This window comes from Pseudomonas pisciculturae (assembly GCF_015461805.1).
In the GTDB taxonomy this organism is placed as follows: domain Bacteria; phylum Pseudomonadota; class Gammaproteobacteria; order Pseudomonadales; family Pseudomonadaceae; genus Aquipseudomonas; species Aquipseudomonas pisciculturae.
Window position 1 is genome coordinate 292,104 of sequence record NZ_JACVZE010000002.1, and the last position, 15,493, is coordinate 307,596.

The 15,493-nt window shown below is 61.1% G+C and carries 13 protein-coding genes; 2 read left to right on the forward strand and 11 right to left on the reverse strand.

Going from position 1 to position 15,493, the window contains the following annotated elements; translation table 11 throughout:
• Nucleotides 1-76: 76 nt before the first annotated feature.
• The 7 genes from ICY20_RS07005 to ICY20_RS07035 all read right to left on the reverse strand — a co-directional run bounded on the left by ICY20_RS07005 (nucleotide 77) and on the right by ICY20_RS07035 (nucleotide 9,039).
• Nucleotides 77-631 carry a phosphonate degradation HD-domain oxygenase gene (locus ICY20_RS07005; protein ID WP_159957904.1) on the reverse strand — a complete coding sequence of 185 codons (555 nt, stop codon included), beginning with the start codon at nucleotides 629-631 and terminating at the stop codon, nucleotides 77-79.
• On the reverse strand, nucleotides 631-1,764 hold the full coding sequence (locus ICY20_RS07010) for a TIGR03364 family FAD-dependent oxidoreductase (RefSeq protein WP_194937213.1): 1,134 nt from the start codon (nucleotides 1,762-1,764) through the stop codon (nucleotides 631-633). The genes ICY20_RS07005 and ICY20_RS07010 overlap by 1 nt, the downstream gene beginning before the upstream one ends.
• A gap of 117 nt (nucleotides 1,765-1,881) precedes the next feature.
• On the reverse strand, nucleotides 1,882-2,904 hold the full coding sequence (locus ICY20_RS07015) for a putative 2-aminoethylphosphonate ABC transporter substrate-binding protein (protein WP_159957900.1): 1,023 nt from the start codon (nucleotides 2,902-2,904) through the stop codon (nucleotides 1,882-1,884).
• A gap of 19 nt (nucleotides 2,905-2,923) precedes the next feature.
• Nucleotides 2,924-4,636: a putative 2-aminoethylphosphonate ABC transporter permease subunit gene (locus ICY20_RS07020; RefSeq protein ID WP_194937214.1), complete on the reverse strand. Its 1,713-nt coding sequence runs from the start codon at nucleotides 4,634-4,636 to the stop codon at nucleotides 2,924-2,926.
• A gap of 1 nt (nucleotide 4,637) precedes the next feature.
• Nucleotides 4,638-5,702: a putative 2-aminoethylphosphonate ABC transporter ATP-binding protein gene (locus tag ICY20_RS07025; protein ID WP_159957896.1), complete on the reverse strand. Its 1,065-nt coding sequence runs from the start codon at nucleotides 5,700-5,702 to the stop codon at nucleotides 4,638-4,640.
• A 237-nt stretch (nucleotides 5,703-5,939) separates the two neighbouring features.
• Entirely contained in the window at nucleotides 5,940-6,803 is an 864-nt protein-coding gene (locus tag ICY20_RS07030; protein ID WP_159957894.1) for a LysR family transcriptional regulator, read from the reverse strand.
• 16 nt (nucleotides 6,804-6,819) lie between these two features.
• Entirely contained in the window at nucleotides 6,820-9,039 is a 2,220-nt protein-coding gene (locus tag ICY20_RS07035; RefSeq protein ID WP_194937215.1) for a heavy metal translocating P-type ATPase, read from the reverse strand.
• Between the two features lie 85 nt (nucleotides 9,040-9,124).
• On the opposite strand from ICY20_RS07035, the gene cadR reads away from it, so the two are divergent.
• Nucleotides 9,125-9,565: a Cd(II)/Pb(II)-responsive transcriptional regulator gene (gene cadR / locus ICY20_RS07040; RefSeq protein WP_159957890.1), complete on the forward strand. Its 441-nt coding sequence runs from the start codon at nucleotides 9,125-9,127 to the stop codon at nucleotides 9,563-9,565.
• Nucleotides 9,566-9,696: 131 nt separating this feature from the next.
• Here cadR and ICY20_RS07045 read toward each other — a convergent pair whose 3' ends face one another.
• The 3 genes from ICY20_RS07045 to ICY20_RS07055 all read right to left on the reverse strand — a co-directional run bounded on the left by ICY20_RS07045 (nucleotide 9,697) and on the right by ICY20_RS07055 (nucleotide 12,243).
• Nucleotides 9,697-10,530: a thymidylate synthase gene (locus ICY20_RS07045; protein WP_071485350.1), complete on the reverse strand. Its 834-nt coding sequence runs from the start codon at nucleotides 10,528-10,530 to the stop codon at nucleotides 9,697-9,699.
• Nucleotides 10,531-10,582: 52 nt separating this feature from the next.
• The gene (gene lgt, locus ICY20_RS07050; RefSeq protein WP_159957888.1) at nucleotides 10,583-11,395 is read right to left on the reverse strand and encodes a prolipoprotein diacylglyceryl transferase; all 813 of its coding nucleotides are present in this window, start codon (nucleotides 11,393-11,395) and stop codon (nucleotides 10,583-10,585) included.
• A 65-nt stretch (nucleotides 11,396-11,460) separates the two neighbouring features.
• Nucleotides 11,461-12,243: a sulfite exporter TauE/SafE family protein gene (locus ICY20_RS07055; RefSeq protein WP_159957885.1), complete on the reverse strand. Its 783-nt coding sequence runs from the start codon at nucleotides 12,241-12,243 to the stop codon at nucleotides 11,461-11,463.
• Nucleotides 12,244-12,356: 113 nt separating this feature from the next.
• On the opposite strand from ICY20_RS07055, the gene ICY20_RS07060 reads away from it, so the two are divergent.
• Nucleotides 12,357-13,103: an NRDE family protein gene (locus tag ICY20_RS07060; protein ID WP_159957883.1), complete on the forward strand. Its 747-nt coding sequence runs from the start codon at nucleotides 12,357-12,359 to the stop codon at nucleotides 13,101-13,103.
• A gap of 99 nt (nucleotides 13,104-13,202) precedes the next feature.
• On the opposite strand, the gene ptsP is transcribed toward ICY20_RS07060, so the two are convergent.
• A complete protein-coding gene (gene ptsP / locus ICY20_RS07065; RefSeq protein ID WP_159957881.1) occupies nucleotides 13,203-15,482 on the reverse strand; it encodes a phosphoenolpyruvate--protein phosphotransferase in 2,280 nt (759 codons plus the stop codon).
• Between the last annotated feature and the right edge of the window lie 11 nt (nucleotides 15,483-15,493).

Genomic DNA, 15,493 nt, shown 5'->3' on the forward strand with positions numbered 1-15,493 from the left:
AAGTAAGAAGCAAGCACCTTAATGACGCGCGCCCCTCGCCTCCAGATGGCGAATCTGCGTTGGTCGTAGGGTGTGTCTACACCGCCAGTAGCCGCGCAGCCTTGGCCTTGAGCAGCTGCAAATCCAAAACGGGCACGTGCATTTGCTTGGCCTGCTCATCCCAATGACGCATGCGCAAACTCACGGCGCACAGCGGGTCTTGTTCGAAAGCCCGGGCCTGCTCGGCGCTCATCACGCCGCCCTGGTAAGCCAGGGTACGGCGGCTGGCTTCGCTCAGGCGCGCGTAGTAGTCAGGCTGGCTGAAGGTCAGGTAGCGCTTGGCTTGTACGTGATATTCCACCAGTTTGGCCATGCGTTCACTGAAGCCTGCGCGACGCAAATAATCCGCCCCCAACCGTTCATGGCTGACCACGCCAAAGCCGCCCATGTTTTCGCCGCCCTCGCCGCAAAGGTGCCCGATATCGTGGAAAAACGCCGCCAACACCACTTCATCATCAAAGCCTTCAGCCATCGCCAGTTGCGCGGCTTGGGACATATGCTCAATCTGCGACACCGGCTCGCCGATGTAATCCGCCGCGCCGTGCTGCTCGTACAAGCCGAACACTTGGGCAATCGCCTGTTCCGGGCTCATCACGCTACGCCCCACAATGCAGTGATATTTCGCTCCGCCATCGCCGGGCCCACGCTCATGCCCACGCCGGTATGCATCAACGCGGCGCTCACCCCAGGTGCCACACGCAGGAACGAAAACGGCGCTGGCCCACGCGAGCCATACACACCCTGCCAGCGTTCCACCACCTGGATCTTGCAACCCAGGGTCTGTTCGGCCAGCTCGATCATCCAGTCATCGATCTGCTCGGCGTTGAACGGCGAAGCATCGCTGCCGTAATCGTGGGAATCGCCGATGATCAGGTCGCCATGGGGCGTCGGGCTGATCAGCAGGTGAATGCCGTGCTCATGCAAATGCGGTGCTTCACGCAGGATTTGTGCTTGCACGGGCACAGCTTCCGGTAGGTCGGCGAAGGCACCGTAGTGCACACAGCTCAGGCCGGTCAGCAAGGCGTGTTGCAGGTTGAGATTGAGCGCTGGCCGAGCACGCAGCATTTGCAGGCGACAAATACTCGGGTTGAGTTTGGCCATCGCATCGGCCAGCAGGGTTTGGTAATCGTGGCCGGAGCAGACGATGATTTGTTCGCCGCGAAAGGTGCCTGCCGTGGTGTTTACAAGGCCCGGCTCGACGTCGCGCACCAAGGTGGAAAAGTGAAACTCCACGTTCAGTTCATTACGAAGGTAGTGGACCAGCGCCGGGATCGCTTCGCGTGAATACAGTTGCTGATCGTCGTGGCCATGCAGCGCGGCGCGATGATGACGGAACTGGCCGGCGTACAAATCCTTCATCGCCGCGCCTTGCAGCAGCTCGACGTTGTAGCCGTGCTCGATGGCGCGCCCGGCGCAGAAAGCTTCCAGCAGATGCTCTTCGGCTTCGGTGCGGGCGAACAGGTATGAACCGTTGCGCTTGAGTTGCAGGCCGGCGACCTGGGCCCAGTGGCTCCAGATGCCGCGGCTTTCCCTGGCCAGGTCGAGCATCGGGCCAGGGGGTTGGCCGGTAACCAGGGCCTGGCCGAAATTGCGCACCGAAGCGCCCAGCGGTGTGGCGCTGCGTTCGAAGACCTTGACCTTGAGGCCGCGTTTGGCGGCGGCATAGGCGTGGGAGAGGCCGAGGATGCCGGCGCCGACAATGAGTAGGTCGCAGTGTTGTGTCATGGAGTGATGTCCTGTACTCGAGACCGCTATCGCAGGCAAGCCAGCTCCCACAGGGAAACGCATTCCAATGTGGGAGCTGGCTTGCCTGCGATGAGGCCAGTAGCCCTAACGAAAAACTTACTGACCGGCCACCTTCTCGGACTTGCCGTCATACCGCTTACGCCACTCAGCCAAAATGCTGTCGCGGTTCTTCGACGCCCAGGCAAAGTCGTTCTTGATCAAGCGCTGCTCATAATCGGCCGGCAATTCAGTCTGTGGCTTGGCAATACCCGGCTGCGCCAGCACCGCGAAGTTGTCTTTGTACAAGTCCATCGCAGCGGGGCTTGCCGAGAAGTCGGCGAGTTTTTTCGCCGCATCGGCATGGGCCGTGCCCTTGATGATGGCAGTCGCTTCAATATCCCAACCCAGGCCTTCCTTGGGCAGGATGATGTCCAGTGGCGCGCCCTGGCGCTTCAACTGCACGGCGGGGTATTCAAACGAAATCCCGATCGGGAACTCACCCGAGGCCGCCAACTTGCACGGCTTGGAGCCGGAGTGAACGTACTGGCCGATGTTTTGGTGCAGGTCGTCCATGTACTGCCAGCCTTGCTTCTCGCCGTAGGTCTGCAACCAGGCGCTTACATCCAGAAAGCCCGTGCCTGAAGACGCGGGGTTGGGCATGACGATCTTGCCCTTGTACTCAGGCTTGGTGAGGTCTTGCCAGCTCACCGGCTTGGTCAGCCCCTGTTTTTCGGCCTCGACGGTGTTGAAGCAGATGGTGGCGGCCCAGATATCCATGCCGACCCAAGCCGGTGGGTTGGCCGGGTCACGGTAGTTTTTGCCGATCTTGTCCAAATCCTTCGGTGCGTAGGTATCCAACATGCCCTGCTGATCGAGAATCGCCAGGCTGGACGCCGCCAGGCCCCACACGGCGTCGGCTTGCGGGCGGTCTTTCTCGGCCAACAGCTTGGCGGTAATGATGCCGGTGGAGTCGCGCACCCACTTGATCTCGATGTCTGGGTTGGCCTTTTCGAACGCCTGCTTGTAGGTCTTCAATTGCTCGGCTTCGAGGGCCGTGTACACGGTGAGGTCGGTCTTGGCGAAGGCATTCAGGCTGAATGCAGACAGTACGGCAGCGACCAGCGCCAGGGGCTTGAACATGGAACACCTCCTATCGGGATTATTGGCCGGGCGCGCTTTGGCGCCAGGCTTGGGAGCGGCGCAACGCGCCACGTGAAGCCCACGCCAGCAGCAGCGAGACGCCGGCTGAAGTGAACAGGATCAGGGTGGACATGGCCGCCGCGCCGCCCACGTTGCCGGCGTCGTCCATGTTCAACACGGCGACGGCGGCGAGGATGGTGTCGGGGCTGTAGAGGAAGATCGCGGCAGAGACGGTGGTCATCGCCGACACAAACAGATAGCGCACGATGTCCAGCAGCGCCGGCAGGCAAATTGGCACCGTCACTTTCAGGTAATGGCGGTAGAGCGGCGCCTTGAGCGACAGCGCAGCGGCTTCGAACTCGGCGTCCAATTGACGAAGTGCCGTGGTGGCGGTCATCTGGGCGGTGGTCAAATAGTGCGCAATGGTGCACACCACCAGCAAGGTCATGGTCCCGTAAAACACATGCAGCGGGTTGCCGTTGAGGTTGAAAAAGAACACGTAGCCCAGGCCCAGCACCAACCCCGGCACGGCCATCGGCACGAAGCTGAGCATGCGCAGGGCCAGGTTCAGGCCTTTTTGGCCCTTGGTCTTTTCCATCAGATAGGCACCGGTGAAGATCAGCACGCTGCCGATCAACGCCGTACACAGGGCCATGGTCAAGCTGTTGCGATAGGCCAACCAGCCGCCGCCAGCCGTGTCTTCGAACTGGTAATGGTTGAGGGACAGCGACAGGTTGTACGGCCAGAATTTCACCAGCGATGAGTACACCGCCATGCCGAACACCAGCAGCAATATGGCGCAGATCAGTAGGACGATGGCCAGGTAGCAACCATCCCTTAAGCGCGATGGCACCGGCTGGAATACCTGGGCGCGGCCGCTCATGGAGTCGCCATGACGGCGACGCAGCCAGGCATCCACACCAAAGCTGAACAGCGCCGGCAGCAGCAACACCATGCCGATCAACGCACCGCGACCGAACTGTTGTTGACCGACCACCGCCTTGTAGGCTTCCAGCGCCAGCACCTGATAATCCCCGCCGACCACTACAGGCACACCGAAGTCAGTAATGGTCAGGGTGAACACCAAACAAAATGCCGCGAACACCGCCTGGCGCGTGGCCGGCCAGGTGATGCTGCGAAACGCCCGGGCGGGGCTGGCGCCCATGCTCGATGCAGCGTCGAACAAGCGCGCATCCGCCAGGGACAGGGCCGACAGCAGAATCATCAGGGCGTGTGGGAAGGTGTAGATCACTTCGCCCAACACGATGCCCCAGAAACCGTAGATATTCTCCGAGAGCAAACCGCGCAACAGGCCCTGGTTGCCAAACAGGTACACCAATGCAATGCCCGGCAACATCGACGGCGCCATCAGCGGCAGCAGCGACAGCCCGCGCCAAATCGCCTTGCCAGGGATCAGCGTGCGTTGCAGGGCGTAGGCAAACAGATAGGCCAGCGGTACGACGATGGCGGCAACGCTGAGGGAAACCTTCAGGCTATTGCCCAGCAGCCAGTGAAAGTTGGCGCTGGCCAGCAGCTCCCGTGCAGCGACCAGGCCGCCACCCTGCCCGGCATCACTGCTGAACCCGCGCCAGAAGATCGCCAGCAGCGGCAGCAGTACGGCGATGCCCAGCAGGCACAGCCAGAGCAGTTTGCCGCCGACCACAAAGAGTCGGTCACCCAGCTCGGCGCGGGACACCTGACGCGCTGCGGGCAATGTCATGACAGCGGCCATCTCAGGCAAACACCTGCAGGCTGCGCGGCGGCAAGGCGACCCAGATGTCTTGGGCACCCAGGCGCGGCATGGCCTCCGGGGCCACCTCGGCCAGCAGCGGATGACCGGGCAGTTGCTCAAGCTCAAAGCTCATGCGGCAGCGGTTGCCGAGAAAGGTGATCTCACGCACCTTGGCCGGGAACAGGTTTTCTTCATGCACCGGCGGGTTAATGCTGATGGCTTCCGGGCGGCAGAACAGGCGACCTGATTTAGCCACCCCGGCATCATCGGCCAAACGCATGTTCATCCCGCCGACCTGGGCGTGGCTGGCGCTGTTGCGGCTGAACGGCAACCAGTTGCCCTGGCCGACAAACTCCGCCACGAACGGGGTGGCCGGGCGGTCGTAGATCTCCTGGGGCGTGGCGTATTGCTCGACCTTGCCGTTGTTCATCACGGCAATTCGGTCAGCCATCAACATGGCTTCGTCCTGGTTGTGCGTCACCATTAATGTGGTGATGCCCAGGCGCCGTTGCAGTTGGCGCAACTCGGTGCACAGATGCTCACGTACGCGGGCGTCGAGGGCCGACATGGGTTCGTCCAGCAGCAGTAACGAAGGCGCAGGGGCCAGGGCTCGGGCCAGAGCGACGCGTTGTTGTTGGCCGCCGGAGAGTTGACCGGGGTATTTCTTTTCACTGCCCACCAAGCCCACCAGCTCCAGCATCTGGCCGACACGCTTGCGCACTTCATCGCGGCCACTGCCGGTGAGGCCGTAGCCGATGTTGGCTTCTACCGTGAGGTTGGGGAACAGCGCGTAGGACTGGAACAAAATGCCGTAGTCCCGCGCCTGTGGCGGCAGCCGGGAAACATCGCGATCGCCCAGGTAAAGTTCGCCGCTGTCCTGACGTTCAAGGCCGGCGATGCAGCGCAACAAGGTGGTCTTGCCGCAGCCGGACGGGCCCAGCAGGCACACCAACTCGCCGGCGGCGACGTCCAGGGAGACGTTGTCCAGCGCGGTAAAGGCGCCGAAGCGTTTCTGCACATTGCGCACCTTCATCGGCGCACCGGGTTGGGTCAGGGTAGTGTTCATGGGGGCACCTCATCGAACTGATGAAGGCCATGCTAGGGAGGGAATGCGTCGCGGGTGTGGCAGGAAGGCAAAAGGGCGTGATAGTGGTATTGGTGGATTTTGGTTGGGGCCTTAGAGGTGTGGTGTCTAGGCCGTTGCTATCGGGGGCAAGCCCCCTCCCACACTGGATTGGGTTCACACGGTCAAAATGTGGGAGGGGGCTTGCCCCCGATGAGGCCAGAAAAGCCACCCACCCCTTCAGATCGGCGACATTTCCTGCGCCAACCCCAGAAACGCCGCCGGCAACCGAGCGCCCTTTCTTTCCTTGAGGCAATAAAGATACTCCGCAATCTGCGGCGCATTCTCGATGGTCAACACCCTTAACTGCGGGTCATGGGGCACTTCCTGACGCGCAATAATACTGATACCGATATTGCGCAACACCGCCTCACGAATCGACTCGCGGCTACCGATTTCCAGCAGCGGCCCATAACTCACATTGGCGCCCTGCAACATCTCTTCGGTCAGCCGCCGCGTGGTCGAGCCGGCTTCGCGCATCAACAAGGTATGCCCAGCCAACGCACTGAGCGGCACGTGGTCGAGCTTGGCCAAGGGATGGTTGCGATGCACCGCCAGCACCAGCGGGTCGGTGCCCAGCACGCGGCGGATCAGGCGCGGGTCTTCCAGCAGTTGGGAGGATGCAGCAACGTCGACGCGGTAATCATCCAGCGCTTCGAGCACCTGCTGGGAGTTCCCGATTTCTACCGAGACGTCCACCTGCGGCAACCGCTCACGAAACGCTTTGACCAGATCGAGGATGTAATACGGCGCCGTCGCGGCAATCCTCAATGCGCCCTGGACCTGGCCGTTGTTGCGCAAGAAAAACTCGATATCCGCTTCCTGCTGCAACAGCGCCTTGACCATCGGCAGCAGGCGCGCGCCCTCGTCACTGACGGTGAGGCGGCGCCCGCCACGGTAGAACAGCTCAACGCCGTATTGGCTTTCAAGATTACGAATCTGGGTGGTCACCGTGGGCTGGCTCAGGCCGAGTTTCTTCGCCGCCTGGGTGATGCTGCCCAGGCGGGCGACCATGAAAAAAGCTTTCAACTCGGCACTCAGCACACCCGTCTCTCTTCGTCTATTTGCGCAACAGGCGCAGGCCATTGAACACCACCAGCAGGCTCACGCCCATGTCGGCAAACACCGCCATCCACATAGTGGCCATACCCAGGAAGGTGATAGCAAGGAAGACCGCTTTGGTCACCAACGCCAGGGCGATGTTCTGCTTGAGGATACTCGACGTTTGTCGCGACAACCGAATGAATGCCGGAATCTTGCGCAAATCATCGTCCATCAACGCCACGTCGGCGGTCTCGATGGCGGTGTCGGTGCCGGCAGCGGCCATGGCAAAGCCGATCTCGGCGCGGGCCAGGGCGGGGGCGTCGTTGATGCCGTCGCCGACCATGCCGACGCGGTGGCCTTGGCTGTAGAGGCCCTCGATGGCTTGCAGCTTGTCGGTGGGCAGTAGGTCACCCCGAGCCTGATCGATGCCAACCTGAGCCGCAATCGCCTGGGCGGTGTGGGTATTGTCGCCGGTAAGCATCAGCGTCTTGATGCCCAGCTCGTGCAGTTGTGAGATGGCTTCGCGGCTGCTGTCCTTGACGGTATCGGCCACGGCGAACAACGCCAGTGGGCCGGATGTGTCGAGCAGCAACACCACAGACTTGCCTTGTTTCTCCAGGGCGAAGAGTTTTTCTTCCAGTTCCGGCGAGCACAGGCCCAGGTCTTCCACCAGGCGGTGGTTGCCCAGGTGATAGGTTTGGCCGTTGATATCACCACGCACCCCGCGACCGGCCAGGGCTTCGAAGTTATCCACAACATGGGTTGGCAGGTTTTTATCCACAGCCGCATTGGCGATGGCCAAGGACACCGGGTGATCGGAACGCGCGGCCAAACTGGCAGCCAACGCCGCTGCACTGTCTTCGACGTTGGGGAACAGTGCCAGGTAATCGGTTTGCACCGGCTTGCCGTGGGTGATGGTGCCGGTCTTGTCCAGGGCCAGGTAGTCGAGCTTGTAGCCGCCCTCCAGGTACACACCGCCCTTGATCAGGATGCCTTTGCGCGCCGCTGCCGCCAGGCCGCTGACGATGGTGACCGGGGTAGAAATCACCAGCGCGCAAGGGCAGGCCACAACCAGCAACACCAGGGCGCGATAGATCCAGTCGAACCACACGCCAGCCATGAACAGCGGCGGGATCAACGCCACGCCCAAGGCAAACAGGAATACAGCAGGGGTGTAGATTTTTGAAAAGCTATCGACAAATCGCTGGGTCGGCGCTCGGGAACCTTGGGCCTGCTCCACCGCATGAATGATGCGCGCCAGAGTTGAGTTGTTTGCCGCTGCGGTGACTTTGTACTCCAGCGAGCCGGCCTGATTGATGGTCCCGGCGAAGACTTTATCACCCACGGTCTTTTCAATCGGCAGGCTCTCGCCCGTGATGGGCGCCTGGTCGATGGTGGATTGCCCAGCGGTGACTTCACCGTCCAGGCCGATGCGCTCACCGGGCTTTACCCGCACGATGGCGCCAAGTTCGATGTTTTTAACCTCTGTTTCAACCCACGAACCATCAGCCTGCCTGACGGTCGCCTGCTCGGGCGCCATCTGCATCAGGCCGCTGATAGCGTTGCGCGCACGGTCCAGAGATTTGGCCTCGATCAATTCGGCCAACGTAAACAGGAACATCACCATCGCCGCTTCCGGCCACTGACCAATCAGCACCGCGCCAGTGACCGCGATGCTCATCAAGGCGTTGATGTTCAAGTTGAGGTTTTTCAGGGCAATCCAGCCCTTTTTATAGGTGGTCAGACCGCCACTGAAAATCGAGATGAGCGCCACCACGGCAATCACCCAGGTTGGTGCTACGCCACTGAAATGCAGCACTTCGGCACCCAAGGCGCCCACACCGGACAACGCCAGTGGCCACCAATGCTTCTTGGCGGGTGGCGCTGCGGCCGGGGAACCTTCTTCGATGGGATCGGCCTGCATGCCGATGGATTTAATCGCCTCGATGATCGGCGCGGTGCTTGGCAAGTCGTGAGTGACGCCAAGGATGCGGTTGATCAGGTTGAATTCCAGTTGCTGCACGCCAGCAAGCTTGCCCAGTTTGTTCTGGATCAGGGTTTGCTCGGTGGGGCAGTCCATGGCTTCGATGCGAAAGGTGCTCAAGCGCGCGCCGGCGGTGGGCGCCTCGCTCAGTATCACCACCGCCGGGGACGGGGTGCCGGAACAGCACGCGCCGGCATGATCGTGATTATGCACAGGCTTCAGTTTTTGCTGGGTATGAATGGAGTCGTTCATAGTGTCGCGTCCGTAAAGGTGCCTGTTGCCAAGTAAAGACCCTGTAGCCACTATAGGGTCAAGCACCCATTTGGAGATTGCTGCGATGAAGATCGGCGAACTGGCCAAACTGACTGACTGCGCGGTGGAAACCATCCGGTATTACGAGAAGGAAGGCCTGCTGCCACCCCCGGCACGCACCGAGGCCAATTACCGCGTGTATACCCAGGCGCATACCGAGCGGCTGATCTTTATCCGCAACTGCCGCAGTTTGGACATGACACTGGAGGAAATCCGCAGCCTGCTGGGGTTGCGCGACAGCCCGCAAGATCAGTGCGAAAGCGTGAATGCGTTGATCGACGAGCATATCCACCATGTGAAAGCGCGGATCGATGGCCTGTTGGCGTTGCAGGAGCAATTGATTGACCTGCGCCAGCTCTGTGGTGGTGGGCCGGAATGCGGGATTTTGCAGCGGTTGGAGGTTAGCGGCAGTGTGGCGGCCAGTGAGGCAGAGCCGTCGCATGTGGGCAGGAGCCACGGCCACTAATCTTGGGTGAAAACCGAATCAAACTGTGGGAGCTGGCTTGCCTGCGATGGCGGTGGGTCAGCTGGATATATATCAACTGACAGACCGCTATCGGGGGCAAGCCCCCTCCCACATTTTGATCGAGGTGGCCTCTAGATCGCCACGTCAGCCTTGATGCTCGGATCAGCGTCATAGCCGACGATTTCGAAATCTTCGAACTTGTAGTCATAGATCGACGCAGGCTTACGCTTTATCACCAACTCCGGCAGCTTCTTCGGCGTGCGCGCCAGCTGGGTCTGGATCTGTTCCATATGGTTGCTATACGCATGGGTATCGCCAGTGGTAACGATGATCTCGTGAGGGATCAGGTCGCACTGCTGCGCCAGCATATGGGTAAGCAACGCAAGCGCCGCGGTGTTATACGGCAGGCCCAAAAACACATCAGAGCTGCGGATATACAACTGCATCGACAGGTGACCGTCATGCACGAACGCCTGGTACAGCAGGTGGCACGGCGGCAGGGCTTGCTTGCCGTTGCGGGCGTTTTCCTGGGGGCTCTTGGTTTCGTCGGGCAGGTACTCGACGTTCCAGCCGTGGAACAGGATGCGGCGGCTGTTGGGGTTGGTCTTCAACGTCTCGACCATGTAGTCGATCTGGTTGATCTTGCCGCCGTCCTTGGTCGGCCAGGCGGTCCACTGCTCGCCGTACACCGGGCCCAGGTCACCGTCTTCGGTGGCCCATTCGTCCCAGATTTTTACGCCGTTTTCATTCAGCCACTTGATGTTGGTGTTGCCGCTCAACATCCAGATCAGCTCGTTGGCGATGCTTTTGAAGTGAAGCTTCTTGGTGGTCAGCAGCGGGAAGCCGTCGGCCAAGTTATGCCGATACTGACGGGCAAACACGGCCTTGGTGCCGGTGCCGGTGCGATCGCCCTTGGTCAAGCCATTGGTCACGACGTCGTTCAGTAGTTCGAGATATTGCTTCATTGGTTTACCCGTATCGTTTGAAGCCGAGATCCGCAGACCTCGGCATTCGAATTTAAAGCGCGGTGTTCTTCAAAGGTTGCGGGCGATTGTACGCCCACCACAGCAAGCCCAAGCCACCGAGGATCATCGGCAGGCTGAGGATCTGCCCCATCGTCACCCAACCAAACGCCAGGTAGCCCAGCTGCGCATCCGGCACGCGCACGAACTCGACGATAAAGCGGAAGATGCCGTAGAACAGCGCGAACATGCCCGACACCGCCATGGTGGGGCGTGGCTTGCGCGAGAAGATGTAGAGGATAAGGAACAGCGCCACGCCTTCCAACGCGAATTGGTAGAGCTGCGACGGATGGCGCGGCAATTGCGCCGGGTCGCTGAACGGCGGGAAGATCATGGCCCACGGCACGTCGGTCGGCTTGCCCCACAACTCGGCGTTGATGAAGTTGCCGATACGCCCGGCGCCCAGGCCGATTGGCACCATGGGTGCAATAAAGTCCATCAGTTGGAAGAACGACTTGCCATTGCGACGGCCGAACCACCAGGCGGCGATCATCACGCCGATAAACCCGCCGTGGAACGCCATGCCGCCCTTCCAGACTTCGAAGATCAGCGTTGGGTTGGCGATGTACGCCGACAGATCGTAGAACAACACATACCCCAGGCGCCCGCCGACGATCACCCCCATCGACAACCAGAAAATCAGGTCGGAGAGTTTCTCTTTGGTCCAGGTCGGGTCGAAACGGTTCAAGCGACGGGACGCCAGGAACCAGGCACCGCCGATGCCAATCAGGTACATCAACCCGTACCAGTGGATTTTCAGCGGACCGATGGCCAGGGCCACCGGGTCGATCTGCGGGTAAGGCAGCATTGCGACTCCTCGTTAAATCATTCGTGATAGCGACCGGACCATGCCCGGCCGTGATTAAGCCTGCATTACAACAAAAAGTTTATGCCGACACAGAACAGCAGCCCGGCGAACAAGCGCTTGAGCAACCGCGGCGACAACCGATGCGCCAGGCGCGCGCCGAAGCGGGCGAACACCATGCTGGTCAGGGCAATGCCCAGCAGCGCCGGCAAATACACGAACCCTAGACTATGAGCGGGCAGCAGCGGGTCATGCCAGCCCAGAATCATGAAACTTAATGTACTGGCCACGGCAATCGGCAAGCCACAGGCCGAAGACGTAGCGACCGCCTGCTGCATCGGCACACTGCGCCAGGTCAGGAACGGCACCGTCAGCGAGCCGCCGCCAATGCCGAAAATCGCCGAGGCCCAGCCAATCACCGTACCCGCCAGGGTCAACCCGACCTTGCCCGGCACTGTGCGACTGGCCTTGGGCTTGACCTCCAGGGCCAGTTGCACGGCGATCACCAGGGCAAACACACCGATGATTTTCTGCAAGTTGGGGCCAGAAATCGCCTCAGCGGTCAGCGCGCCGAAGCCTGCGCCGATCAGGATACCCACGGTCATCCACACAAAAATCGGCCAACGCACCGCGCCACGCCGATGGTGCTCGCGCACGGCATTGACGGAGGTAAAAATGATGGTCGCCAGGGACGTGCCCACAGCCAGGTGAGTCAGCACCTGCGGGTCGAAGCCCTGCAAGGTGAAGCTGAACACCAGCACCGGCACGATGATGATCCCGCCGCCCACGCCGAATAGCCCGGCGAGCACGCCTGCACAGGCGCCCAGCGCCAAATACAGCAGAAATTCCATGGGAGCCCCCGATTCAAGTCCGGCATGTTAACGGATGGAAGGCATGCGACCCAACTGGATACTGTGCAAGGCCTGCCGGTAGAGTGGGCAAAACCACAAAAGGGAATCGCCTGATGTGCCTGATTGTTTTTGCCTGGCGGCCGGGCCATGCCCAACCGCTGATCGTCGCGGCCAACCGTGATGAGTTCTACGCTCGCCCCAGCCTGCCGCTGGCCCAGTGGCTGGATGCGCCCGAGGTCTATGCCGGTCGCGATCAGGAAGCGGGCGGCACCTGGTTGGGGGTGAACGCCGACGGGCGCTTCGCCGCCTTGACCAATATCCGCGACCCGCACCAGCCACCGGCACGCAAGTCACGCGGTGAACTGGTGGCGCGTTTTCTCAATGGAACCCTGCCGATTGACGACTATTTGGCCGACGTTAATGGCCGTTCGATTGAATATGCCGGGTTTAATCTGCTGGTGGGCACAAGAGATGAGTTGTGGCACTACAACGCTAACCACACGGAGCCGACACGCCTGAAGGCTGGGGTGTATGGGTTGTCGAATGCCGGGCTGGATACGCCGTGGCCCAAGTTGCTCAAGGCTAAGGCGGCGTTGGATGCGGTGTTGAATGATCCACAGCCCGAGGCATTGCTGGAGATCTTGAGTGACCCGCAGACCGCGCCGTTTGCAGAGCTTCCCGATACCGGCGTGGGTTTGGCGACGGAGAGCCTGTTATCCAGCGTGTTTATCGCCAGCCCCAGTTATGGGACGCGGGCGAGTACGGCGCTGATTGTGAATGCCGACGGGTCGCGCAGGATGGTGGAGCGTAGTTTTGGGCCGCATGGTGGGCGGCTTGGCGAAGTGGAACTGACGATTTAGCGGTGCCTGATCGACCGCTATCGTGGGCAAGCCCGGCTCCCACAGGGGAATGCATTCCAAGTGTGGGAACTGGCTTGCCTGCGATGAAGGCGACGCGGTCTAAAGGGTTTTGGCAGAGGCCGGGTTGATCATCCGCGTCAGCCCCAGATTCTTCAGCGCCAATTGCAACGAGCTGTGGATAACTTGCGGGTTGTCGATGGTCATCAACTGCGCCAGCAAATCCTTGGCCATGCCCAGGTTTACCTGACGCAGCATCCACTTCACTTTTGGCAAGTTGGTAGCGTTCATCGACAGACTGTCAAAGCCCATCGCCATCAACAGCACCGCCGCTGCCGGGTCGCCGGCCATTTCGCCGCAGATACTTACCGGCTTGCCTTCGGCATGGGCGTCACGCACCACGTGTTGCAAGGCTTGCAGCACCGCCGGGTGCAGGTAGTCATAGAGGTCGGCCACCCGTGGGTTGTTGCGGTCCACGGCCAGCAGGTATTGGGTCAGGTCGTTGGAGCCCACCGACAGGAAGTCCACCTGCCGTGCCAGCTCTTTGGCCTGGTACACCGCCGCCGGGATTTCGATCATCACGCCAATCGGCGGCATCGGTACGTCGGCGCCTTCGTCGCGCACTTCGCCCCAGGCGCGGTGGATCAAATGCAGCGCTTCTTCCAGCTCATGGGTGCCCGAGATCATCGGCAGCAGGATGCGCAGGTTGTTCAGACCCTCGCTGGCCTTGAGCATGGCACGGGTCTGCACCAGGAAAATTTCGGGATGGTCGAGCGTCACGCGAATGCCGCGCCAGCCCAGGAAGGGGTTGTCTTCCTTGATCGGGAAATACGACAGTGACTTGTCGCCGCCGATATCCAGGCTGCGCATGGTCACCGGTAACGGGTGGAAGGCCTGCAGTTGCTCGCGATAAATCGCCAGCTGCTCCTTCTCGCTCGGGAAACGCTGGTTGATCATGAACGGCACTTCGGTACGGTACAGCCCCACGCCTTCGGCGCCACGCTGTTGCGCACGGGCCACGTCGGCCAGCAGGCCGGTGTTGACCAGCAGCGGCACGCGGTGGCCGTCGGTGGTCACGCACGGCAGTTCACGCAGTGAATCCAGGCCCAGCGCCAGTTGCTTCTCTTCTTCAACCACTTCGGCGTATTGCTTGCGCAACACGTCGCTTGGGTTGGTGAACACTTCACCGCGATGGCCATCGACGATCATGTCGATGCCATCGACCTTGGCGTACGGCAGGTCCACCAGGCCCATCACCGTCGGGATGCCCATGGCACGGGCCAGGATCGCAACGTGGGAGTTACCCGAACCGAGCACCGAGACCAGGCCCACCAGCTTGCCTTCTGGCACTTCGCCAAGCTGGGTAGCCGTCAGCTCTTCACTGACCAGAATGGTGTTGTCGGGGAAGACCATGTTGGTGGTGCGGTCTTCCTGCAAGTAGGCCAACAGACGGCGACCCAGGTCGCGCACATCCGAGGCGCGCTCGCGCAGGTAGTCGTCGTCCATCATTTCGAAGCGGTTGACGTGATCGGTGACCACTTGGCGCAATGCGCCCTGTGCCCACTGGCCGGTCTTGATCACGGTCTTGACTTCGTTACCCAGGGACGCGTCGTCGAGCATCATCTGGTACACGTCGAACAGCGCACGCTCTTCGGGGCGCAGTTGCGTGGCCAGCTTGTTCGACAGGTTGCGCATGTCGGCGCGCACGCCTTCCAGGGCGGTCTTGAACAGTTTGATTTCAGCGTCAATGTCTTTGACGGTTTTGTCCGGCACCACGTCCAGGTCTGCCGGGGGCAGCATGACCACCGCCGTACCGACCGCCGCACCTGGCGAACCCGGCACGCCGACGAACTTGGCTTCCTGGATGCCCTTGCCCTCGCGACCCAGGCCGCGAATCGAGCCGGTGGCTTCGGCGTGGGCGATAACGCCCGCGAGCTGCGCGCTCATGGTCACGAGGAACGCTTCTTCACCCTCGTCGAACTGGCGGCGCTCTTTCTGCTGGATGACCAACACGCCGACGACGCGGCGGTGGTGAATGATCGGCGCACCGAGGAACGAGGCGTAGCGCTCTTCGCCGGTTTCGGCAAAGTAGCGATAACGCGGGTGATCGGCCGCGTTTTCAAGGTTGAGGGGTTCTTCACGCGTCCCCACCAGGCCCACCAGACCTTCATTGGGCGCCATGCTGACCTTGCCGATCGAGCGCTTGTTCAAGCCCTCGGTGGCCATCAGCACAAAACGGTTGGTCTCGGGGTCCAGCAGGTAAACCGAGCAGACCTGACTGCCCATGGCTTCCTTGACGCGCAACACAATAATCCCCAACGCCGCCTTGAGATCCTTGGCGGAGTTAACTTCCTGGACGATCTTGCGCAGCGTATTGAGCATGGCTCGGGGTC